Source organism: Paraburkholderia sp. BR14320 (genome assembly GCF_040948665.1).
Classification (GTDB): Bacteria; Pseudomonadota; Gammaproteobacteria; order Burkholderiales; family Burkholderiaceae; genus Paraburkholderia; species Paraburkholderia youngii.
In genome coordinates this window covers 13,245-36,989 of the sequence record NZ_JBFPKG010000046.1, presented here as the reverse complement: position 1 = coordinate 36,989, position 23,745 = coordinate 13,245, and the positions used below count along the sequence as shown (strand labels likewise).

Annotated in this window: 19 protein-coding genes; 7 read left to right on the top strand and 12 right to left on the bottom strand. The window is 60.9% G+C overall.

The genetic code is table 11. The features are described 5' to 3' along the window. Positions 1–2: 2 nt before the first annotated feature. A complete protein-coding gene (locus tag AB3X89_RS30625) occupies positions 3–1,385 on the bottom strand; it encodes an undecaprenyl-phosphate glucose phosphotransferase (RefSeq protein WP_368586618.1) in 1,383 nt (460 codons plus the stop codon). A 41-nt stretch (positions 1,386–1,426) separates the two neighbouring features. Then, positions 1,427–2,947, bottom strand: a complete 1,521-nt coding sequence (locus AB3X89_RS30620; RefSeq protein ID WP_368586617.1) for a mannose-1-phosphate guanylyltransferase/mannose-6-phosphate isomerase — start codon at positions 2,945–2,947, stop codon at positions 1,427–1,429. A 633-nt stretch (positions 2,948–3,580) separates the two neighbouring features. Here AB3X89_RS30620 and AB3X89_RS30615 point away from each other — a divergent pair. Continuing rightward, complete coding sequence (locus AB3X89_RS30615) at positions 3,581–4,888, top strand: O-antigen ligase family protein (protein WP_368586616.1); 1,308 nt, start codon at positions 3,581–3,583, stop codon at positions 4,886–4,888. Here AB3X89_RS30615 and AB3X89_RS30610 read toward each other — a convergent pair. The 6 genes from AB3X89_RS30610 to AB3X89_RS30585 form a co-directional block, all read right to left on the bottom strand. Next, on the bottom strand, positions 4,864–6,054 hold the full coding sequence (locus AB3X89_RS30610; protein WP_368586615.1) for a glycosyltransferase family 4 protein: 1,191 nt from the start codon (positions 6,052–6,054) through the stop codon (positions 4,864–4,866). The two genes, AB3X89_RS30615 and AB3X89_RS30610, sit on opposite strands and share 25 nt — an antisense overlap. Positions 6,055–6,105: 51 nt before the next feature. Next, positions 6,106–7,422: a lipopolysaccharide biosynthesis protein gene (locus tag AB3X89_RS30605; protein ID WP_368586614.1), complete on the bottom strand. Its 1,317-nt coding sequence runs from the start codon at positions 7,420–7,422 to the stop codon at positions 6,106–6,108. A gap of 15 nt (positions 7,423–7,437) precedes the next feature. Further along, positions 7,438–8,448, bottom strand: coding sequence for a glycosyltransferase family 2 protein (locus AB3X89_RS30600; protein ID WP_368586613.1), 1,011 nt, complete (start codon positions 8,446–8,448; stop codon positions 7,438–7,440). A gap of 69 nt (positions 8,449–8,517) precedes the next feature. Next, positions 8,518–9,987, bottom strand: coding sequence for a hypothetical protein (locus AB3X89_RS30595; protein WP_368586612.1), 1,470 nt, complete (start codon positions 9,985–9,987; stop codon positions 8,518–8,520). A 6-nt stretch (positions 9,988–9,993) separates the two neighbouring features. After that, entirely contained in the window at positions 9,994–11,109 is a 1,116-nt protein-coding gene (locus AB3X89_RS30590; protein ID WP_368586611.1) for a glycosyltransferase family 4 protein, read from the bottom strand. A 59-nt stretch (positions 11,110–11,168) separates the two neighbouring features. Further along, positions 11,169–13,490 (bottom strand): polysaccharide biosynthesis tyrosine autokinase, encoded by a 2,322-nt coding sequence (locus tag AB3X89_RS30585; RefSeq protein WP_368586610.1) that lies wholly within the window; start codon positions 13,488–13,490, stop codon positions 11,169–11,171. Between the two features lie 809 nt (positions 13,491–14,299). Here AB3X89_RS30585 and AB3X89_RS30580 point away from each other — a divergent pair. Together AB3X89_RS30580 and AB3X89_RS30575 are read left to right on the top strand one after the other, a co-directional pair. Beyond that, positions 14,300–15,232, top strand: a complete 933-nt coding sequence (locus AB3X89_RS30580) for a helix-turn-helix domain-containing protein (RefSeq protein ID WP_176107584.1) — start codon at positions 14,300–14,302, stop codon at positions 15,230–15,232. Positions 15,233–15,291: 59 nt separating this feature from the next. Beyond that, positions 15,292–16,308 carry an ATP-grasp fold amidoligase family protein gene (locus AB3X89_RS30575; protein WP_368586609.1) on the top strand — a complete coding sequence of 339 codons (1,017 nt, stop codon included), beginning with the start codon at positions 15,292–15,294 and terminating at the stop codon, positions 16,306–16,308. A gap of 64 nt (positions 16,309–16,372) precedes the next feature. On the opposite strand, the gene AB3X89_RS30570 is transcribed toward AB3X89_RS30575, so the two are convergent. The 3 genes from AB3X89_RS30570 to AB3X89_RS30560 are packed head-to-tail and all read right to left on the bottom strand — an operon-like array spanning position 16,373 to position 18,806. Then, positions 16,373–17,089, bottom strand: coding sequence for a substrate-binding domain-containing protein (locus AB3X89_RS30570; protein ID WP_368586608.1), 717 nt, complete (start codon positions 17,087–17,089; stop codon positions 16,373–16,375). Positions 17,090–17,094: 5 nt separating this feature from the next. After that, entirely contained in the window at positions 17,095–17,778 is a 684-nt protein-coding gene (gene ligK / locus AB3X89_RS30565) for a 4-carboxy-4-hydroxy-2-oxoadipate aldolase/oxaloacetate decarboxylase (protein WP_368586607.1), read from the bottom strand. Between the two features lie 2 nt (positions 17,779–17,780). Further along, complete coding sequence (locus AB3X89_RS30560) at positions 17,781–18,806, bottom strand: amidohydrolase family protein (RefSeq protein ID WP_368586606.1); 1,026 nt, start codon at positions 18,804–18,806, stop codon at positions 17,781–17,783. Positions 18,807–19,444: 638 nt separating this feature from the next. Between AB3X89_RS30560 and AB3X89_RS30555 the strand changes: the two genes are divergently transcribed. The 4 genes from AB3X89_RS30555 to AB3X89_RS30540 all read left to right on the top strand — a co-directional run bounded on the left by AB3X89_RS30555 (position 19,445) and on the right by AB3X89_RS30540 (position 23,026). Continuing rightward, positions 19,445–20,119 (top strand): GntR family transcriptional regulator, encoded by a 675-nt coding sequence (locus AB3X89_RS30555; protein WP_368586605.1) that lies wholly within the window; start codon positions 19,445–19,447, stop codon positions 20,117–20,119. 65 nt (positions 20,120–20,184) lie between these two features. Next, positions 20,185–21,591: an MFS transporter gene (locus AB3X89_RS30550; protein ID WP_368586604.1), complete on the top strand. Its 1,407-nt coding sequence runs from the start codon at positions 20,185–20,187 to the stop codon at positions 21,589–21,591. A gap of 47 nt (positions 21,592–21,638) precedes the next feature. Continuing rightward, complete coding sequence (locus AB3X89_RS30545; RefSeq protein WP_368586603.1) at positions 21,639–22,511, top strand: oxaloacetate decarboxylase; 873 nt, start codon at positions 21,639–21,641, stop codon at positions 22,509–22,511. Positions 22,512–22,624: 113 nt separating this feature from the next. Further along, entirely contained in the window at positions 22,625–23,026 is a 402-nt protein-coding gene (locus tag AB3X89_RS30540; protein WP_368586602.1) for a DUF3597 domain-containing protein, read from the top strand. Between the two features lie 254 nt (positions 23,027–23,280). Here AB3X89_RS30540 and AB3X89_RS30535 read toward each other — a convergent pair whose 3' ends face one another. Continuing rightward, on the bottom strand, positions 23,281–23,553 hold the full coding sequence (locus AB3X89_RS30535; RefSeq protein WP_013091148.1) for a hypothetical protein: 273 nt from the start codon (positions 23,551–23,553) through the stop codon (positions 23,281–23,283). Positions 23,554–23,745 lie beyond the last annotated feature (192 nt).

The window sequence follows — 23,745 nt, the reverse complement described above, 5'->3', positions numbered from 1 at the left end:
GCTTAGTACGCGTTTGGATGATGAAGCCCCTTGAAAATCGTGGCCAGAATGATCTTCATGTCGAGCCAGAATGACCAGTTGCGCAGGTAGTACAGATCGTGCGCGACACGGCCTTCCATCTTTTCGAGGCGATCGGTCTCGCCGCGATAACCGTTGATCTGCGCCCAGCCGGTAATGCCGGGTTTGATCCGATAACGATGGATATAGCCCGACACGATGTTCTGATAGAGATCATCGTGTTCGAGCGCATGCGGACGCGGCCCCACCACCGACATATCGCCGCGCAGCACGTTGAAGAACTGCGGCAGTTCGTCGAGACTCGTGCGGCGCAAGAACGCGCCGACGCTGGTGATGCGTGGATCGCCGCGTGTCGCCTGTTCGAGAACGCCCGGCTTCTGCTCGTGCAAGCGCATCGTGCGGAACTTGTAGATCGTGAATACGCGGCCGTCGGCGCCTTTGCGGCGCTGCCTGAAGAACACCGGGCCGCGCGAACTCAGTTTGACGGCTATCGCGCAACCGAGCAGGATCGGCGAGATCGCGATCAATGCGACGAGCGCGAACAGACGGTCGAACAGGTCTTTCTGCACCAACGCCTGCGGCGGCAGCGGCGACGCGGCGAGATTGATCGTCGGCAAGCCGAGCAACTCGGTCATGCTGCCTTCGAATAGCGCCAGCGAGCGCACGTCGGGCATGAAGCGCACATTGATCAGGTCGTTGCGAAACTCCGCCACCAGCTTGAGTATTGCGCGCTCCTCGGTGAGCGGCAGCGCCAGCCACACTTCGCCGATCTGTTGCTCGCGCACGTAGCGAGCGAACGCGGCCTGTTCTTCGAACACCTGCACCGACGGGTGCGGCAGCACGCAACAGTCGGGGTGCAGGTTATACAACGCGTTCGCGCGAAAGCCGGCAGCGGGCGAGGTTTCGATTTTGCGGATGATCTCGTCGCAATGATCGCCGCACGCCGCCACCGCGACCTGCTGCAAGTTCATCCCCGCATGGCGCATGCGGCCGAGCAGCGCATGCGTGACCAGTCGGCCGGACATCATCGCGGCACCCGAAATGCCGGTCCAGTACACGAACCAGAGCCGCGACACGAAGTCGATCCGGTGCAGCGAGAACATCAGCGCCATCGCGCAAGCCTGCACGACGAGCCAGCCGAGCGCCACCTGGCTCGCCAGCACTCTTTTCGAGCGGCCGCGCCAGGACTGGTACACGCCGAGCGCCGGAAAGACCGCGAGAGCAAACGCCGCGGCAAAAGCGACGAACGCGAAATAGAGGCTGCGTTGCGAGCCGCCGTCGAAGCGTACCTGGGAGGCCGCGAAGGCCCCAGCCACGATCATCGCGACGTCGAACGCTCTCGCCAGCAGACCAGTCAGCAATCGCATCACAGCCCCCTCATAGGACGTATCAGGTCGACTTCGTCGCATCAGCCACAACGTCCGTACTTGTCGTCGAAACGCACGATGTCGTCTTCGCCGAGATAAGTGCCGGACTGTACTTCGATGATCTGCAGCGGTACGCGGCCCGGATTTTCGAGCCGATGGCGAACACCGAGCGGGATATACGTCGATTCGTTTTCGCCGAGAAGAAACTGCTCTTCTCCACGCGTGACGAGCGCGGTGCCGCACACCACCACCCAATGCTCGGCGCGATGATGATGCATCTGCAACGACAGACGGCCGCCCGGCATCACGACGATGCGCTTCACCTGAAAGCGCTCGCCATGATCGATCGAGTCATAGAAGCCCCAGGGGCGGCGGACTTTTCTGTGCGCATCCGCTTCCGGCGACTTCTCGGCCCTGATCCGTGACACGAGTCCCTTGATGTCCTGCACATGCGAGCGATCCGCGACGAGCACCGCGTCGTCGGTTTCGATCACGATCATGTTGTCGGTGCCGACGCAGGCGAGAAGCCTGCCTCCTTGCGAGCGTGCATAGGTCGCGGTGGCCCCTTCGAACAGCACGCGCCCGCTGGCCGCGTTACCGCACTCGTCCTTCTCCATCGCTTGCCACACGGCATCCCACGAGCCGAGATCGGACCACCCCGCTTCGAGTGGCACCACCACGCCGGAAAACGCCGACTCAGGTTTGCCTAGCTGTTCCATCACCGCATAGTCGATCGAGTCGGACGGCGAACCGAGAAACCCGTCGGCGTCCGGCATGATGCATTCTTCAGTCTTCTTCGCGTCGCGATACGCCTGAACGCAGGCACTATGCATGTCCGGTTGAAACTGCTGGATGACCGAGAGCCACACCGACGCCCGCACGACGAAGATGCCGCTATTCCACCAGTAATTGCCCGACGCGACGTACTGGGCCGCGAGTTCCGCCGCGGGCTTCTCGACGAAGCGCTCGATCCGACGCGCGCCGTCGGGCAATGCATCTCCGAGCCGGATATAACCGAAGCCCGTATCGGGCCGCTCGGGCGGCACGCCTAGCGTGACGATCGCGCCGTCGCGCGCATGCGTCGCGGCGACGTCGAGCGAGTGATGCAGCGCTTCCAGATTCGCGATCGCATGGTCGGCTGGCATCGCGACGAGGATCGCGTCTTCGTCTTCCGTGCATGCCGTGAGCGCGGCAAGCGTCAGTGCCGGCGCCGTATCGCGACGCGCGGGCTCGACCACGATTCGCGCGTTCACGCCGATCTCGCGCGCCTGTTCGTAAGTGGCGAAATAATGCTCGGTGCCGCAGACGATCACCGGATCGGCCGCGACGTTCCATGCGGCATCGAAGCCCGCCATGCGCCCCATGGTCGCTTGCAGCAAAGTCTGCTTACCGATCACGTCGATCAGCTGCTTTGGAAACTGTTCGCGCGACACCGGCCACAACCGGGTGCCGGAACCACCGGCGAGAATCACCTGTACGAGCGTCGGAAACTCCGACCCGGCGGCATCCTGTCGTATCGTCTCGACATCCGCTGCGGCGGCTGCCGCGGTAACCTTACCCATCGCAAACTCCTTCGCATTGAAACCGGCTCGGGAACGCGTCTTCCGGGACGACACCGCCCAACGCGGTGTGCCGCGATCCACGCAAATACCGTCTGATGTGATTTATCGACAGGGCGTCCGCGTCAAACGGACCAGACCAGTAATTCAGTTCGCAGTGATAGACGCATGCGCCGACGTTGCATCCGGCGCGAGCTGGAAGTACGGAAACTGACTGGTCGAATCGCAGTGGTCTGCTCGACAACGACGACCGGAAAACGATTTGAAAACGAAAGAACGAATGTGGCAACGACGTACATCGGATCTGGTCGACGTCCTGCCCCGATGAATTCATCATAGTGAGAGCGCCTTGCGACACATGGCATCTGGCGCGAAGCGCGGAAGTTTTGGCGGCGCTCGCGGACAGGATTTCGCAAGCTTGCGAACGAGCTTGCACTTCTATTGCAGTGCGCACGATGGAAATAAGCAGCGACACGTGCTACCGTTTAATGAACGTCCCGTGGCATTCCTGTCAAAGATAAACAGCGGTGCGATCCCGCACGGCCACTGTGAGTCTTTCGCTGTTCCCAATCTCGCCATCATCCAGCGCATGGGCACAACCCCAACCGGCGCGCCATCCGTTTTTCTGGAGCTGCAATGGCCTATATTTCGCTATTCGCACTTTTCATGACGGTCACGAACTTCGTGCCCATCAGTGCGATCGGCTTCGTCCCGCTGCTATTGCTGGCATGGCGCTTTTACGGCCGCACTTATCCCGCGTTCATCACGCCGCTTACCGCTTTCACGGTGCTCGCGTTCATTTCGACGCTGCTCTACGATCCGCACTCGTTCCTCGAATTCGACTTCTATCGGCGCGACGGCAATTTCTTCATCTCTTATCTGCCCATTTTTGCCGGTTGCGTGTATGCGCACCGCTGGGATCTGAACAAGGTACTGCGTGCGCTGTTCATCTTCGCAGTCGTCGTCAATCTGCCGATGTACGCGTACTACATCGCCCAGAACGGGCTGTTCAGCATCTTCGTTCACCCAAACGACACCTTTGGCAGCTACTTCATTGCCCGTAACGCAGCCGGCGGCTTTCTGGCGATGCTGTTCTGTCTCGGCGTAGCGTGCTACCTGCAAAAACGCAGCAAGCTGGTGATCGCGCTGCTCGTCTGCACCGCGCTAATGCTCTTTTCGACCTATAGCCGTGGCTCGCTGCTCGGCGCGGCGGCCGTTCTGCCCTATCTGTACTTTGGCCGCAAGCGCTGGATTCTCGGTACGCTGATCGCGGTGCTGCTGATCGCCTCGGCCGTCATCGCGATCTACCATACGCAGCCGAACGTCGACTACATGGGCTATACGTTCGCGATTCACGCCAACGACGCCAAGGTCAACAACCTCAACATCCGCTACGAGTGGCTATGGCCACGAGCGCTCGCGTATTTCGTGCAAAGCCCGCTCGTCGGTCTCGGCTTCGGTTCCTTCGACGACCATATCGGCAGCCTTACTTCGTATTTCCATCTGTTCGCGGTACCGTCCGACATCGTGATCGAGCACAGCGACTCGCACGCTCACAACTCGTACCTGAATATCCTCGCCGAGCTCGGCATCGTGGGCTTGACGCTAATCCTCGCGTTCTTCTGGAAGCTGGTTGAATGGAGCAAGCAGGGGGCGGCGTATGCCGCGTTGGTCGAGGGGGGTCGCCACTTCGCGGCGTTCCGCTTCGTCGAGATTTCGTCGGTGTGCCTGCTGGTGATGTCGGCAACCGAGCATCGGCTGGTCACGCCGTCGAATGTGTTGATTCTTTCTCTGGTGATCTCGCTGCTGTTGGCCGCGCGTCCGCTGGCGGCCACTGCATTCAGGCCCGGCCCGCGCGGTGCGCGCAAGGCGGGCGTCGTGGGTGCGCGCGCTCCACAGCCCGTGCCCCGGCGCCCGGCTCAGGGCGCAACGTCGGCAAGATGACGTTCTTCGGCCGGCAGCGACTGACTCGGCGCATACGGAAGAAACTGTTCGACGCACGCATACGGGAGCCGCGCGTCGACGAAGCCCATCAACGCCTTCTTGAAGTTCTCAGACGAAAAACGCTCGGCATTCTTGCGGCACACACGTGGATCGAATAAGGCGGCGTTGCTCTCGAAACGGGTAACGGCTTCGAGCAAGGATGCGGTACTCTGCTCGCCGAAGAAGACCCCGGTCGGCCGATCGAGAGGAAGTCCCACCACCGATTCGAGCGCGCCGCCGCGGCCGAAGGCAATCACTGGCGTGCCGCATGCCTGCGCTTCGACCACGGAAATGCCGAAATCCTCTTCCGCCGCGAACACGAAGGCACGCGCGCGCCGCAAATGATCGACCAGCACGTCGGACGGCTGATGCCCGAGGATCTTGACGTTCTCGCCGGCCACCGCTTTGATCTTCTTCATATCGGGACCGTCGCCGATCACGACAAGCTTGCGCTCAGGCGTTTGCGAAAAAGCCTGAACGATCAGATCAATACGCTTATAAGGCACCATCCGCGACGCCGTCACGTAGAAATCCTCTTTCTCCGTACCAATGGACATATTCGCCAGATCGACAGGCGGATAGATCACGGTCGCTTCGCGCTGATAGGCCTTTCTGATTCGCCGCGCAATGAACTGGGAATTGGCGACCAGATGATCGACGCCGTTCGCAGAGCGCGAATCCCAGCCGCGAATGTAATGAAGCAGCACCCGCGCCAACGCGGAGCGCAGTCCCCTGTCGAGATGGGATTCGCGCAGGTACTGATGTTGCAGATCCCACGCATAGCGGATCGGCGAATGTATGTAGCTGATATGCACCTGGTTCGGTCCCGTCAACACGCCTTTGGCAACCGCGTGCGAGCTCGAAATGACGAGATCGTAGCCGGACAGATCCACCTGCTCGATAGCAATCGGCATCAACGGCAGATAGGCGCGGTATCGTCTTCGCGCAAATGGCATCTTCTGGATGAAGGACGTGTTGACGGACTTCCCCTTCACGCAATCGCGGTCTTCGAGAAAATCGACAATCGAAAAGACGTCCGCATCCGGGAAGCACTCGATGATGTTCTTCAATACTTTCTCGGCGCCGCCGGACACTACCAGCCAATCGTGAACAATAGCGACTTTCACTTCGACCTCCTGTGACAATCCACCCAAACTCCCGCACACCCACGCGCTACTTCAATCGTCCTTCGCGCCGCCCGCCTGCGTACGAAGCCCACACATCACCCGCACTCGCGCGAGGGCCCGCTCGGCGCCAGGTAATAGCCCGACCAGTTCGAGACGAATCAGCACGCTGAGCAGCGTCACCGACTCCGCCGCTTCGGCGATCACCCGAGCAGAGGCCATGCCAATCGCGCCGAAACGCGGCGCGAGAACGAGCGCCGACGCGAGATTGACCAGCGCCGAGGCGACGCCGGCAATTGCGAGTACCCGGTCTTTCCTGCGCGGTACGAATACATAGAACGCGACGAACTCATTGAATGCCGCGAACGGGAACATCCATGCGAATACCTGCAATACGTGCACACTCGGCTCGAACGCTGCGCCGAGAATCAGCGGCAACACGAAAGGCGAAAGCGTCAACGCGCCGCACAGCACCAGCACGCCATAGCCGAGCAGCAACAGGGCGCCGCGCCGTGTCGTTACATGCGCGCCCGCCTTGTCGCCCTGCGCGAGTTGCCGGGTTATCGTCGGAATAAAGACCTGCGCCGCGGGGGCCATCAGGCTCAGACCGATCGTCGCGAAACGCTCGGCCGCGCCGAAATAGCCGACCTCAGCGGGGGTGGAGAACAAGGTCAACAAATACGTCGACGACGCCGTCAGCACGACGGAGCCAGACGAATAGCAAAACAGCATCGTCGACCTGCGTATGAGCGGCAGGACGCCGGAAAACGCCAGACGCGGCCAACCGAGCTGCCACGTCGTCAAACCGTAGGCAATGGCCAAGGACACGGCGCCCGCAATCAGCAGGCTCGCCACCACCCATACGGCGTCGTTCGGTCCTCTGACGAGCGCCAGCACCAGCACGAGACTCAGCGCAAAGCCGAACACTTCGATCATGATCGGCGTGCGAATCTGCTGCCGTCCCTGAAATAGCCAGCCGAGATTGCACGCCGACACAATGCCTAGCACGGTTGCGAGCATGCCGATCAGAGGCTGCTCCGCCAATAACGGTGAGCAGAACGTCGCAACGATGCCGATGCCCGCGCCAATCACGGCGAGTGCCAGCCGCGCGCTGACATGCAGCGAATAGATCGCATTGCATTCCTGGGTCGACTGCGCTTTCGCCACCTCGCGCATGCCGACGAAGGTGAAGCCGAAGCCGACGAACATCCATATCACGTTCATCAGCGACATCGACGCGAGTACCCGGCCGTATTCGGCCACGCCAAGCACCCTGCCATAGAACGGCACCACGATCATGAGGTACACGTACCTCATGAAATAGCCGGCGTACACAAATACGATTAAGTTGGTGCTCGTTCGTCTATCCATGCCGTCCTCCTTCGCCTAGCGTCCTGCGACGCGACGGCGCGCAAGCGGGTTCGCGATATAACGCACCGCGAAATCCGACAGCGGCGAATAGGGGACGAGACACAGACTCGACAGTACGAGCGTGCCGAGCTTCTTCTTCAGGCTCCAGAACGGATTTGCAATGATCGTGTGCAGATAGCTGCGCGAATCGCGGAGCATCCATTGCCAACGCCGGAAAAACGTCGCGCGATAAACGGAAGAGCAGAATGTCGCTTTCTCGTGCGAGAAGTCGAGAAATGTGGCCGGTAATTCTATGTCGAGCCGGTCTTTTGCAATATTGCGCAGAATGGCCCAACGCATGTTGAATGCGCGCGGCGCTTTCGTCAGTTGTTCCGAGTTTGCGAACGACACCGTTTCACTGCCCGCGTTATGCACCCGGTAGCCGCCTAGCGACTTCGACACGGTCGCGATCGGTCCAGCCAGCGCGACGCCATAGATCGCGTAAAAGTCCGCGCCATAGCGATTCACGCCCTCTTCGGGGACCGGGAAGATCTGCTTGAGCGCACTCACCCGGTAAGCGTTGCCAGACGCGGGCGGCGACGGATAGAGCCAACCGCCGCGCAGCAGACTGCCGCAGTCGGGGGGCGGCTCGCTATTCGGCACGTAGGCACCCGTCAATTTTCCATCGCTGTCCATCACGTCGAGGCGGAATTGCACCTTGACCCACTCGCCGTCCTCGAAAAAGCGCATGACCTCGCTGACTGCCGAGGGGTACAGCACGTCATCCGAATCGAGAAAGATCACGAACTCGGTGGTGAGCGACGCGATTGCATGGTTATAGGCGGACACCTGTCCGCCATTTTTCTTCCACACCGACACGACGCGATCGCCATAGCTTTCGATGATCGCGCGTGACCCGTCGGTCGATCCATCGTCGACGATCATGACCGTGGTCGCCGGATAGTCCTGCGCGAGCGCCGAGTCGATCGCCGCCGCCAGATAGTGCTCGTAGTTGTAATTGCAAATCGCAATGGTGACCTGTTTCATGATGTGTCAACGCTATCCATCAGGTTCGGTTCGCCGGCTCCCGGCGGCCGTCGAGCTCGCGAAATCTCGCTATGCCACTGGCTGCGCCGCACTACGTACCACGAGATAAGCCAGATGTTTGGGCGGATTATTGCCAGCACCATTCACCTTATCGGGTACCTTGAATCGCACGTTCATCAGATCGTTGTCCCAACTCAATGCAACATTGCCCGGTGCGCTCGCCTCGCCACTCACCGCGTCGATGAAATCGGCCTTTACCGCACGCGAGCGCAGCGCCTGCAGCCCGCCGATCGAAATGTTCTGCCAGCCCGCGCTGCTGCTCACTTGCATCACGAGGTCGTTGCCGGAAAGCAAAGCATTTGCAGCAACACCGGGACCGCATTGCAGCGGCTTCGAAAAACTCGCCAGATGCCCACCCACTGTTTGTCGCAACACGACCAAGCTTCGACCGGAAACGTTGTAGGTTCGTTCAGGCGGACCGGGGTGCGTGAGACGATAGGGTTCATAGCCCTCCCAGTGATAGATCATCGAGACGTACTTGTTCGGATCGTCCCAATTCCTGCCGAGCGCCCACACCGCGAAGTCGAAAAAATAGCGCGGCAAATAGTGCGGGTCTTTCATGTACTCGTTGCCGATTTCCGTTTGCCAGATGCCGCGCGCCGGACCGTTCTTCACGTACCTCTGGTACAGCGGTTCCATGTCGGCGACCGGCAAATAGTGCGTGTCGATGTAGTCGACCCAATCGAGCATGCGCTCTTTCAATGTCGGACTGCGATATTCGAGCCAGCGGTAGAAGTTGTCGAGCCCGCCCTGGTCGGGCCAGCCGCCATACACCACGTACGCGTGATGACTGCGAATGATGCGGGCCGCCGGAATATGAACCCGCTCGACGTAATCCTGCATCGCGCGCTCATACGGTTTCGAGCGTTTTTCGTCCTTGCTGAACCCCGGGCCGCGCCAGAACACCGACTGCTGCAAGCCGCCGGACAATTTTCCAGCCGCCTCGTTCCAGATCTGGAAATAGCGCAAGTTAAAAGGCGGCGCGGAATACTTGCGGACCACCGCGTCGACGTACTGCTTCCATGCATCCACGTCGACGGGTGCCGAATTGTTTTCGCCCGGCACGCTCGCATTCCATCTCGGCGTAAAGCCGAGCATCAGCAGCGAACCGATTCCATTGCGTTCATTTCGCAAGAGTCTGGACGGCAGGTCGACATCGTACGCCGAGCTGGTTTTGTCGATGCGCATCGGCTCGCCCCGCCGATCAGGTTGGCCCGGGCCGACCGTGTCGCGCCCCCAGCTAATGCCCATCGCTCGCCACACTTCGATGTCGGCAGCCGATCCGGCCCAGCCGTTCACGCCGATCAGATCGCTCATCATGCGGCCGCGCGCGCGCGCGGGCGCAGGGTCCTGTACCAAGGCGAGAGCGGGGCTGATATCCGATAACGGCGCTGCCGCGCCCGCCGCCAACGCGGCGAGTGTGCGCAATGCACGTCTTCTGCCAGCACGGGTCTTCATGCGATCCATGTTCGTGGCCATCCATCGCTAGCTCGCTGACGCGCGCGGTGCCAGTTCAGGCAGCCGCTCGCCCGTCTTTACATCGAGGATTTCGAGCACCCGTTGCGCCGCGCGCTCCCAGCGAAACTCGCGTGCATGCAGCAGCCCCGCGCTGCGGTATCGCTGGCGAAGTTCGGCGTCGCTCATCATCTGCGCGATCTTTGCGGCGATGTCGTCCGCGCAAGCCGCGTCGCAGTACATCGCCGCATCCCCGCACGCTTCCGGTATCGACGTACGCGTCGACGCGATCACCGGACAGCCGCAATACATCGCTTCCAGAGGCGGCAGGCCGAAGCCTTCGTACAACGACGGAAACACGAGGCATCCAGCGTTCTCGTAGAGCCCCTTCAGCTCCTCGTCGGACACGAATCCGGCCCACACCACTTGTCTGGAATGCAGCGGATTCTCGACGCCCGCACTGCTGAAGATGCGGGGATACTGTTTTCCCACGATGACGAATTTCACGTCGCGCAGATGCCCGAGCCGCGCGACTGCATCGAGCACGCCGCGCAGATTCTTGCGCGGGTCGAGACTGCCGACGATTACGCAATAAGCGTCCTTGTTCAATTCGAGCCGTTGCAGCACCGACGTGTCGGCTACGATCCGGTCGAGATGATCCGCGCCGGGCGCCACCACTTTGACACGCGATTCGTCGATCTTCAGGTGATGGCAGATCCGCGTTTTCGAATACGTCGACACCGTCAGAACGATCGGATGCGTGCGCGGCAATAGCGTGAAAACGATTCGATACCAGAGCCGGAATTTCCGCGAAAAGCCTTGTGGCACGTCGAAAACGGCCATGTCGTGAACCATCACGACCTGACTGTGCTTGAACAGCGGATTCGTATTGCACAGACTCAGCAGCGTGATGCCGCGTGCCGCGATCGGCAGCGAGATCTGCTCCCACAACGTGCCGCGCAGCCACGGGATGCGCCGCTGCGGTTTGAGCAGGGCCCCGGGCTCCCGTGCATTTTTTGGCACGAATAATTCCGGCGCGTCACCGGGCGCGGCGCGCATCTGCATGGCCCTCGTCAGCTCGTACGCCACGCGTTGAACCCCCGTGATGGATTGCGAAGTAAACTTTCCGTTGATTGCAAAGGCCATCTGGTTCTCCGTTGTACGCCATCGCGAACGCGCTTTACCGCGTTGAGGTCTTCACACGCTCAGGCGCCTCGCGGCGCTTGCTGCCCGGCGTCGTTCTCGCCGAAATCGCTGGCATAGTTCGTTTCGTAGCCGTAATTCTTCGTGCTCCGACGCAGCGGTATGCCGTTGAACACCGCGCCCGCGATGCGCCCTTCCGCGCGCTCCACCTTTCTGATCGTGTCGGCGATCTCCTCCTCGCTCTGCATACCAGAGCGCAGCACGAGCAGCGAAGCGCCCGCCTCGTTCGCGATGATCGACGCGTCGGTGACCGCGAGGAAAGGCGGCGTATCGATGATCACCAGGTCGAACTGGCTCGACAGCCGTTCGAGCACATCCTTCAGGCGCGGCTTCATCAGCAGCGCGGCGGGATTCTCCGGGCGCACGCCGCACGACAGGAACGTCAATCCGTCGATGCGGGTCGAGCGCAACGCATTGCGCAGCGGCAAGCGTTCGGACAGCACTTCGGATAGGCCTCCACGATTGCTCTCGTTGAATAGCGAGGCGAGGTGGCCGCGCCGCATATCAGCATCGATCAGCACCACGCGCTGGCCGACCTCCGCGTGCAGGATCGCCAGATTCGCGGCGACGAAGCTCTTGCCAGCGGACGGCGTGGGGCCGATGACCATGACGATGTTGTTGCGTGCATGCGCGAGATCCCGCGTGACGGCGGTCCGTACGCTGCGCAGCGCTTCGACCGATGTGTCGTGCGGAAAGCGCGCGGCGAGAATCCTGTTAGGAATGCCCGTATCGAGCTGAATCTCGTGCAGACTCTTCTGCAGCGGCGGATGGGCACGCCCGGTCGCTGGCGGCAGAGACTTGCGGCCCGCGGTCGCATCGCGATCGAGCAGCAGTTGCTGATGGCTGAACAGAATCTCGCCAAACACCGGCACGCTCATCTGGCGCTCGACGTAGCGCGGGTCGGTCACGCCGACCATCACGTGGCGGCGCATGAAGACCAACACGACGCCAGACACCATACCGAGCACCAATCCGCCGCCGAGCACGAGAATCGGCTGCGGCATGACCGGCATATGCGGTCTCATCGCAGGATCGAGAATGTGCGCGCCGCCCGTCGTGCTGGCGCGGCGCACCTGCAATTGCTCAGCCTTTTGGACCATGCCGAGATACACCGTCTCGGCGACCTTCTGCGCGCGGATCAGATCGACGCTCTCGCGCTCCGACGCCGGCATGCCGTTGAAATGGTCGGAGAATTTCGCTTTCGCTTCTTTCAATTGCGCCAGTTGCTCGTCGATGTTCTGCACCCAGCGGCTCTGCGGCGTATACCGCTCGAGCATTTGCGTGCGCTGCAATTGCAACGTCGCGATCTGCTTGTCGAGATCGAGGCCGCCCTGCAAATAGGCTTGCGCCTCGTTGGTCGGCTGCATCGATTGCGAGTTCGAGCGGAAGTTCTTCAGCGCTTCCTCGGCTTTTCGCAGATCGCCGAGTAGACGCGGGAGTTCGCCGTTAATGAACGCGAGCGTCTGCGTGTCGTTCGACTGCCGGCTCGCCACCGCGGATGCGAGGTATTGCTGTCCCAATGCATTGGCGACGGCAGCGGCTTTGTCCGGACTCTTGTCGCGGTACTGGATTTGCAGCAGCCCCGAGTCTTTCACCTTGTCGCCGATCTTGATCAGGCTCTCGAAGTGCTTGATCGCATCGAGCTCATTCCAGCGGATCACTTCGAATTTCGTGCCGGGCCGCGCAGCGAGCTCCTTCACGAGCATCGACACGCCGTTCTGCTTGACCGGCATGCCGACCGTGCCACTCGCCAGCAATTCGCCGGACGGGCCGTGCAATTCGAAGCCGCCATTGTCCAGTGCGGTCAAGGTCAGCTTCTCTTCCTCGAGTTCGCGCGGCACGTCGAGCGCGGCGATCTGCACGCGCTCACCGCCCCATGCATACGATTTCAGGCCGAGCCACGGCGCCGCAGGCTGTCCCGGTGTAGCGAATTTTTCGGCGATGTCGCCGAGCACCGGAAGCTTGCGCGGCTTTACCGAAATGTCGAAACGGAACTGATCGATCACCGGCTGCAAAACCGATCGGCTTTCCATCACCGCCATTTCCGTTACCGACGACGGCGTCGGCGGCGGCAACAGGTCCTGGTTCTGCAACGCAAGTCCAAGCGCATTTGGCTCGGGCGGGTCCACACGAACGATTACGTCGGCGGAATAGATAGGGGTGGCAATCAGAAGATACGCGACCGCGAGCGTGAGGACGACGACCGTCGTCACCACGATCTCCCAGATGTGGTCACGCATTAGCGTGAGCATCCCGCTGGCACTGAGTTGTCTGCGCTCGGTATCAACAGCGGGATAGAGCGAGTTTTGCGGATAGTAATCCACCGGTCTGATCCTTGCAGGTTGATGAAACAAAACGATCGACGATCGCTTTGCGTCGCCACGTCGCTTTTTATGCCGCCGGCCGGATAGACCCTGGATTGGCTGGCAGCACGGCGAAGCGACGTGCTGTGTCGGGTTAGGTCGGGGAGCCGTGTTCGGGACCTCTCGAACCACGGAAGGCTACACACCTGTTGCTTATCCACCGCGGCATTGCCGATTGTTCTTCTCACGAATCAGCGAATGCGGTGCCCGCCATTCACGTAATCCGCGATTGACAATTTCTCTCTCGATGTTGCGGTGAAGCATAGTCCGCAAAGGATCGAGGCACTCGCCGGCGGCCCAAAGTAGGGTGCTATTGGCCGATAATGCGGAGCCTTTTACAAATGAAACAGAAGCTGGAAAGGCTTGTTGCGATCTGCAATTGCTGTAACAGAGTTATACGATAGGCGCCGTACATCGCGACAGAACGCCAAATCCGCAACGGGAGTGCAAAGAATGCCGTTGATATCCCGCAAATCGTGCCGATTCCAAGCCACTCGGCGCATTCCGCCGATGCCCTGGCTTCTCGCCTGCAAAAATCGCGCTAATTGATCTGGAAAAAAATTCCGTGCAACGTTAATTAGTAGCACGCAATTCGTCGAATGGCGAGGTAAGAATTTCTCGAATCTTGACGATTACGCCAAAACACCCACGCATGCCGGCCAAGCTCGTCTGACTGAAATCGATGCGCTAATCTCAATGCGTAGATTTTCCTGTCTGGAGAAGCTCGCGTGATGAAGCACATTGGTCTATTCGTCTTTCAGGATTGTTCGATGGCAAGTACCGGCGCGATTGGCGACGCGTTTCGGCTTGCCAATGAGTTCAAGAGAACGGCTGGCGAAGAGGCGCCATACCGGTTTACCGTGGTATCCGACGGCGGTGGTCTGGTGACCAGTTCGTCCGGCATATCGATCTGGACGCAAGGCCTCGAACGCTATTGCCTCGCGGATTTCCACGCGTTCTTCGTGGCCTGTCGCGACGTCACAGAAGTGGCCGAATCCAATGACCGGTTTCTGTCGTGGATCTCGCTGCAAGGATCGATCGCATCTTTCGGCATGCAACAGGGTGCGAATCTCGCGGTCGTCTGCAACGATCCGCTGCAATCGATCGTGCCGATTTTTCTGTTCGACGACAGCGGTGACGCCGCGCGCACGCAAAGCAATGTGACGCCGACCGATCTCGCGCTCGCGCAGATCGAACGCGACATCAACACCGACACGGCCCGCAAAATCGGCCGCATCCTGCAAACCGGCTATGCCGAGAAGAGCCGTTCGGAGCTCGACGACGTCAATATCACGACGACGACCGAGAAGATTCGCGAATCGGCGCGCTGGATCAAGGAAAACTACAGCAAGGCTATTTCTGTTGCTCAGGCGGCCGAGTCGGTGGCGATGAGCAAGCGCAATTTTCAGCGCCGTTTCAAATGCGAGTTCGGCATGACGCCACTCGAATATCTGCTGCGCACCCGCTTCGAGATCGTTCGCTCGATGCTGAAGAACACCGATTTGCCGGTCGATAAGATCGCGCGTCGCTGCGGAATGGGCGACGGTAATCGGCTCGGGCGGCTATTCAAGGAGCGCTATGGCATGTCGCCGACGCAATTCCGCGCGCAACAACATGTGGATGCGGAAGAACGCTGGCTGACACCGGAGGAAAGCTGGAGTGCCGCGACCGAGATGTTGCGGCAAGCGCCGCTGACGCTTTGATTTCAATTCCCTGTTACTCCGAGCACGAATAGTCGGCTCGACCGCAAAGGGATAAGAACATGACGATCATCAAAACCGCCGAACTGGCCGCGGAGGACGCGGCCGTCGCGCCGGAAAACATGGCCTCCCTACAATCCGTTGACAGTGCCGTGGCTGCGACCTGCGAGCGGCCGGGCCTGCACGCAGGCGCGCATTTCGCGCAGCAGCAAGCGCCATCTACCGTGAGAAAGATCAAGGAAGCGGCGAAGACCTTATTGCCGGATGCCCTTTTCCTAAGCCTGTTACATCACAAATGCACTGGCCGTTATCCGAATCTGATTCGTCCGGTGACGTTCAATGAGAAGATCCTGCAGCGCAATCTTCACCCGGATCCGCGTTATATCGACCTGACCGACAAGCTGCTGGTGCGGGACTATATTGCGCGGAAAATCGGTGACAAGCATTTGATACCGCTGATCGCAGCGCCCGATGTATTCACACCCGAAGTGTTCGACGCGCTGCCCAATTCTTTCGTGATGAAAGCCAATCACGGCAGCAGTTTCGTGGAAGTGGTGAGAAATAAATCGGAGACCTCGTTCGACAAGCTGAAGGCACTCGCCGATCAGTGGCTGCGCACCGAATTCTATTACGTTGGGCGCGAACGGCACTATCGGTCGATCGAGCCGCGCGTGTTCTTCGAGAAGCTGCTGCTCGATCAGCGCGGTCAGATTCCGGCCGATCTCAAGATGCACTGCTTCGGCGGCCGGCCTGGGGGGCCGATCATCTATATCCTCGTGATCTCCGACCGCTTCGGTACCGCAACGCACGGCGACGTGTACGACGTCGACTGGAATCACCTCGATATCGCCATCGGCGACTACAAGCGCAGCGCGGCGCCTGGTCCGCGCCCGCCGAATCTGGACGCTGTGCTCGATATCGCGGTCCGTCTGTGCGAAGACTTCGACTATGTGCGAGTGGACCTGTACGCGCCGGACGACCGCGTTTACTTCGGCGAACTGACATTTACGCCCGGCGCGGGCGTGCTGCCTTTCACGCCGGACAGTATCGATTACGAGTGGGGCAAGCTGATGGCTTGAATCCGCTTTCTTTCGCGGCGTTTGGATTCCGCCATCGAGCCTGGGCGGCGAACGTCGCCCGCCATCAAGCCGGAAACATTCCGTTTTGCAGCTTTGCTCCGTCGGCCTCGCGCGAGGCCAGAAACGCCAGCAACGCTTGCGCCGCTTCACGGTGGCGCGCCGCCGTGCAGATCGCGGCGGTGAAAGTCGTGGTGGACTGGATGGCGGCAGGAAGCTCGCCGAGCACGTCGATACCCGGCACATGAATCAATTCACTCATCTGCTGAAAGCCGAGTGCGGCTTCTCCGCGCGCGACGAGCGTGCCGACCGGCACACCCGGCGGCGCCTTCACGATCCGCGAAGCGATCTGCCCGGCAATGCCCCAGCGTTCGAACAGCTTCAGCAGATGCGTGCCGCTCGGCCCCGTCGAGTAACCGATGCTGCGCGCACTGAGAATCGCGTCGCGCAGCGCCGCTTCGGTCGCGATGTCCGGGTGCGTTGCTCCGGCCGCGACCGCGACCGCGATGCCCGAGCGTGCAAGCCCGACGCGGCTCGCCGCCTCGACGCAACCCATCACGACGAGCCGCTCGATCGCGTCGGCCGCGAGCACGACGATATCGAAGACTTCGTCAGCCTCGACCCGGCGCGCCGCATCGACGCCACCAACCGATTCGATCGTGACGCCCTGCCCCGTACGCCGATCGTACGATGCGGCGAGTTCGGCGAGCACCTGGCGTGTCGCCATCGACGAAATGCCGGTGATCGGCGCACGCACGGCGTGACCGTTGATCTCCGCGACCACGCCTGTCAGTCCTTGTAACGCAGTCCGGCCTGCTCGAGCGGCCCGCGCATGTTGTACATGTCGAGACCGAGCACACCGGAGGCGAGTTTCGCGCGCTTCTCGACTTCGTTCGCCTCGCGTGCCGCGGCCTTATCGAGCACCGCTTGCGCGGCGGCCGCCGGCACCACGACCACGCCGTCGTCATCGGCAACGACGACGTCGCCCGGCGTGACCAGTGCGCCCGCGCACACGACCGGTATGTTCACCGAGCCTAGCGTCGCCTTGACCGTGCCCTTCGCGGAAATCGCCTTGCTCCAGACCGGGAAGTTCATTTCGGTCAGCACGCTGACGTCGCGCACACCGGCGTCGATGATCAGCGCATGCGCGCCGCGCGCCTGGAAGCTGGTCGCGAGCAGATCGCCGAAGTAGCCGTCGGTGCTCTCAGCGGTGACAGCCGCGACGACGACGTCGCCCGGGCGGATCTGTTCGGCCGCGACGTGCAGCATCCAGTTGTCGCCCGGTTGCAGCAGCACCGTGACGGCCGTGCCGCTCGTGCGCGCGCCGGTATAGATCGGGCGCATATATGGCTGGAGCAGGCCCGTGCGGCCCATGGCTTCATGCACGGTGGCCGAACCGAGCGCGCCGAGTTGGGCGGCCACGTCCGCATCCGCGCGCTGGATGTTGCGATAGACGACTCCGATTTCATACATGATTACAGCCCCTTCGTTTTCAGCAAGGCATCGAGACGCGGATAGACGCGCCGCGCGTTGCCCTCGTAGATCTTGTAGCGCTGCTGCGGGTTCATATCCGCCGCTTCAACGTAACGCTTCGTGTCATCGAAATAGTGACCGGTTTCCGGATCGATGCCGCGCACCGCGCCGATCATCTCGCTCGCGAACAGGATGTTGTCGACGGGAATCACGTGCGTGAGCAGATCGATACCCGGCTGATGGTAGACACAGGTGTCGAAAAACACGTTGTTCAGCAGATGGTCCTTCAGCAACGGCTTCTTCATTTCCTGCGCGAGGCCGCGGAAACGACCCCAGTGATACGGCACCGCGCCGCCGCCGTGCGGAATCACGAAACGCAGTGTCGGGAAATCGCGGAACAGGTCCGAGGTCAGGCATTGCATGAACGCGGTGGTATCCGCGTTCAGGTAGTGAGAACCGGTGGTGTGGAAGCACGCGTTGCAGCTGGTGCTCACGTGGATCATCGCGGGAATGTCGTACTCGACCATCTTCTCGTAGATCGGGTACCACGAGCGGTCCGACAGCGGCAGGCTGGTCCAGTGGCCGCCGGACGGATCGGGATTCAGATTGATCGCGACATTGCCGTACTGCTCGACGCATTTGACGAGTTCGGGAATACAGGTGGCCGGATCGACACCCGGACTTTGCGGCAGCATCGCGGCCGGCACGAAGTTCTCCGGAAACAGCTGGCTCACGCGATAGCACAGTTCATTGCAGATCGCGGCCCACGTGCTGGAGATTTCGAAGTCACCGATGTGATGCGCCATGAAGCTCGCACGCGGACTGAAGACCGTCAGATCGAGGCCGCGCTCGCGCATCAGTTTCAACTGGTTGTTTTCGATCGACTCGCGCAGCTCCTCGTCGCTGATCTGCAATTCGGACACCGCCGGCATCTCGGACGGACTCTTGATGCCTGCGATCTGGCGGTTACGCCACGTCTCCAGCGCTTTGGGCGCGGTGGTGTAGTGGCCGTGAATGTCGATGATCACCGTGATTCCTCAGTAGATGAATTTGACCAGCGGGCGCGCGCGGACTGCACGCGCGCCACGTTCCTGCGTGCGTCAGTGCGCGTGACGATGGGACCCCTACACGCCCTTCTCAATCAATTGGCGTGACGGTACGTTTCGTCCTTCGCGGGCCAAAGCGCGGGTTAACCATATGGTCGAAGCGAGTATCCGCATTTTCAGCGTTCCGCATAGCGTCGCCGAAGTCCGTCCGACTCGCGCCACGCCGCGCCGGACAGGCGTTCAACCTAGTCCCACCGCCCTTCGAAGCGGCCCTGCCGAAAGCCAGTTGGGACACCAGCTGATAAACAAAACAGATGACGCGGGAACGAACTCGCATAGAACGACAGCGAGACGCCCCGCTTTTGCGATCGACGTGAATGCGCCGCGCTTGCAGCGGATTTGCGCCACGAAAAAAGGGCTCACAAGAGAAAAAGCGGATGACCGGTTCCCCTTCAGATACGTCGGTTAGAAGCTGGCGTCCGGGTAGCCGAAGCCGTCGCGTCACGCTGCATCTGCCAGGGAAAGCACCGAGCCTCAGCTTCACCACTTTGCATACAATGTATCCGTCAATCGGCTGAGTTACCCGCCATCTCGCCGTTAAAGAGAGCAATTTGCATACAATGCAGACCCCGCCGACGCGATCGCCGGACGACGTCTATCTGGCGATCAAGCAGTCGCTTGCTGAGCACCGCTTTGGCGCGGGCCAGTATCTGCGCGAAGAACAGCTCGCCAAAAGCCTCGGTGTGAGCCGCACACCGGTGCGTGAAGCGCTGCGCCGTCTCGGCGCCGAGGGCTGGGTCGAGATCCGCCCGAACTATGGCGTGCGGGTCAAGGCATGGTCGCTGCAGGACGCGCGTGAAATCTTCGAAGCGCGGCTTCTGATCGAACCATTTCTCGCCGGGCGCGCCGCATTGAACATCGGCGCCGCCGAAATCGAACGGCTCCGCACACTCGCGGAACAGATGTCGGCCATCACGCGGCAAGCATCCACGCCTGAAACGACCGAAGCATGGTTCGCCGCCAATGGCGAGTTCCATTCGATCATCACGGCCGCGGCGGGCAATGCGCGTCTCGACCGTTCGTTGACGTCGATGAAGGAAACCCCGCTGATCAAGTGGACCTTCGACTCCTACAACGACGAACACCGCGCCAGCAGCGCACGCCAGCACTTCGAAATCGTGCAGGCGCTCGAGAATCGCAATGCCGCCTGGGCCGAGGCGATCACCCGTTGTCATATCCTCGCCGCCGAGAAAGCGGTGCTCGACCGCTATCAAAGGGAGCACCCTTCGTCGTAGCCGCCGTAGCCCACGCATCGAAGCACCCACGAATACCCGTCCCATAACGACGCAGGAGACGTGAAATGCCGAGCACCGTGAACGCTGGTCCAAGACTGGACAGACTGCCCCTCTCCGGTTTTCACCGGCGCATCCTCTGGCTGATCGGCGGAGGCATGTTTCTCGATTCGTTCGATATCTACCTTGCCGGCGGCGTGCTCGGCGCGCTCGCGAAGAGCGGCTGGTCGACGATGCAATTGAATGCGGCGTTTCTATCGTCGACCTTCGTCGGCATGTTATTGGGCGCATTCACGGCCGGTTTGCTGGGCGATGCAAAAGGCCGCAAGTTCACCTATCAATTCAATCTCGCGATCTTCGGTCTCGCGTCGTTCGCCGGCGCGCTCGCGCCGAACATGACGTGGCTGATCGTCTGCCGTTTCTTCATGGGCCTCGGGCTTGGCGCGGAAATCGTCGTCGGTTATGGATCGGTCGGCGAGTTCATTCCGCCGGCCGTGCGCGGCAAGTGGTCCGCGTACCTGTCGCTGATCACCAACTCCGCGCTGTTCTTCTCGACGTTCATCGGCTATCTGATCATTCCGTCGATCGGCTGGCGCGCGATGTTTGCAATCGTCGGCGTCGGCGCGTTGATCGTCTGGGTGATTCGCAAGAAGATGCCGGAGTCGCCGCGCTGGCTCGAATCGAAGGGCCGCTATGCCGAAGCCGATGCGATTCTTCGCGCGGCGGAAGCCGAATCGGCAAAGGGTGAGCCGCTGCCACCCTTCACGCCTTCGTTCGACTTGGCCGCTGCCGCACCGCGCTCCGCCACGCTCTTCGAATTGTTCAAAGGGCCGCAGATTCGCCGCACGCTGCTGGCGATCTGCGTGCAGATCGCCGTCAACGTCGTGATCTACGGCTTCATTGTCTGGGTGCCGACCTTCCTGATCAAGCAAGGTCTCGGCATGGCGTCGTCGCTCGGTTATACGACGTTGATGTCGCTCGGCGGTCCCGCCGGCGCCTTCCTCGGCGTGCTGATCGCGGACCGGATAGGCCGTAAAAATGGGCTCATTGCGGTCGCGGTGATCGCCGCCGTGGTCGGCTGGCTGTACGGACACTCGACGAACGTCGCGACCGCCACAGTACTCGGCTTCCTGCTATTCACGCTCACCTATCTGATGGTCGCGCTCGGCATCGCCACTTACATCCCCGAGCTGTTCGCCACGGAAAACCGCATGCGCGCGAACGGCATTGCCGGTTGCGCGGGCCGCATCGCCGGGATTCTTGCACCGCAGCTGGTGGTCGTTCTGTATGCGACGGGCGGTGTGCGCGACGTGCTGTCGGTGATCGTCGGCGTGCTCGTCGCGATGGCCGCGATTCTCGCGGTGTTCGGCATCGAAACGAATCAGCGCTCGCTCGAAGACATCGCGCCGCCGCCCACAGTCGATGTGGACACCGCGCTCGCCGGCGCATCGGTCGCGCGTGAACCGCGTCAATGATCGGCCCTCGAATTGGCGCACATTCATCGTCATCAAACGGAAATAGCATGAACGCACTGCATAAACGTCAGCAATTGAAGGCACGTCTCGCCCAGCCGGAAATCGTCACCGCCCCCGGCATCTTCGATCTGATCTCCGCGAAGATGGCCGACTCGATGCAATTCGATTGCCTGTACATGACGGGCTTCGGCACGGTCGCGTCCTACCTTGGCCTGCCCGATGCAGGCCTCGCCACTTATACCGACATGGTCGATCGCGTCACCGCGTTTTGTGGCGCCACCAACACGCCCTTGATCTGCGACGGCGACACCGGCTACGGCGGTCTCCTGAACGTCGCGCACACGGTACGCGGCTACGAGCGCGCCGGTGCCGCGGGCATCCAGCTCGAAGACCAGGAGTTTCCGAAGAAATGCGGCCACACGCCAGGCCGCAAAGTGATTGCGCTCGACGATATGGTGAAGAAGATCAAGGTCGCGGTCGAGACGCGTGACGACGCAAACTTCCAGATCGTCGCGCGCACCGATGCTCGCACATCGCTCGGACTCGACGAAGCATTGCGGCGGGGCGAAGCGTTCGCCAAGGCGGGCGCCGATGTATTGTTCATCGAATCGCCGGAAACCGTCGAAGAGCTGGAGATGATCGCACGCACGTTCGATACGCCGCTGCTCGTGAACATCGTCGAAGGCGGGCGCACGCCGCAACTGACCCCGGCTGAATTGCAGAAGCTCGGTTTTTCGATTGCGATTTATCCGGCATCGGGCTTTCTCGCGGTCGCGAAAGCACTGCACGATATCTACGGCCAGATCAAGGCGCAGCGCGGCACAACGCACATGGAAAACACCATGTATCCGTTCTCCGAAATGTGCAATCTGATGGGCTTCCCAGCGGTATGGCAATTCGACCGTGAGCACGCCGAATGACGACGGGCTGACAAAATATTACGTTTTTCAGCGTGCCAGACGCGTAGCATATCGGGGCATGTCCCGCGAGCGCCCCCACTCGCATTCGTCATTCAACCGCGGAGATTTCGGAAATGAGTATTTTTGGTGACATCGTGCACAAGCTGTTCGGCAAAGCGAAGCCGGACCAACCTCCCCCCGCGACGGAACCCACCCCCGACCCGGCCGCCGCGCAAGCCGCGACGCCCAACGCGCCCGCCGCACCCGCACCGCTGTCCGACGTCGACGTGGCCGCGGTGATGGATCAACTCGTCAGCGAAAGCGGACAGACGTTGAACTGGCGTACGTCGATTGTCGACACGATGAAGGCGCTCGGTGTCGACAGCAGTCTCGAACACCGCAAGCAGCTTGCGCAGGAATTGAAGTACAGCGGGGATATGAACGACTCAGCGAGCATGAACATCTGGCTGCATAAGCAGGTCATGCAGGCACTCGCGGCAAACGGCGGCAAGCTGCCACCCGATCTGGCAAGCTAGGCACGACAAACCAGACGTTTCGCAGAAAGCGAAACTCAGTGCAGTGAACGTCCCGCAGTAAAAATCAATCGCTCAGACGAAGTTGCCCGGTCGATTCACTGACCGGGCAACTCGAACCTTCTCGGCGCGGCAATCAATGCTCGCGCAATCGGATGGCAAAAACGCGCACTGCACGCGCCCCGGACAGCACGATTGCCGTCAGCCCACGTATCGAAACGCGGGTGACCGAACACATTGCGATGGAATACACGCGGCTATTGCGCCGCGGTGAGCTTGAGTCCCGGCCGCAGTGGCTGGGGAGGCTCCAGAGGAGCCTTGCGTTCGTCCGATACCTGTTCGATTCCCTTTCTCGTGACTTCTTCGAGGAAGGTCAGGCGAGCCCGATAGTAATCGGCACGCAGCTGTGCGTCGAGCACCAGCTGTTCGGCCTGAAACAGTTCCATGCGCAAGTTGTTCAGCGCGCGTTCGGCCTGTTTCTCGGGAGTAGGAGCATGTTGTGAAGCCCAGTTAGCAAGCCACCTTATCATGGTGAATCCCTCCTTGAGTTCAATGCTCTGCTGCGACAAAGGCTATCAAATAATGGACGCGGCGTGTGTTAATTCGTTACAGGTGTTGCAAGCTTCACCACTGATACCACAACCCGCGCGACAAGAAAAAAGCCCGCACAGCAAAGGCGGGCAATCCCACTCTCTTTGAAAGCGTGTCACGAGGATGACACG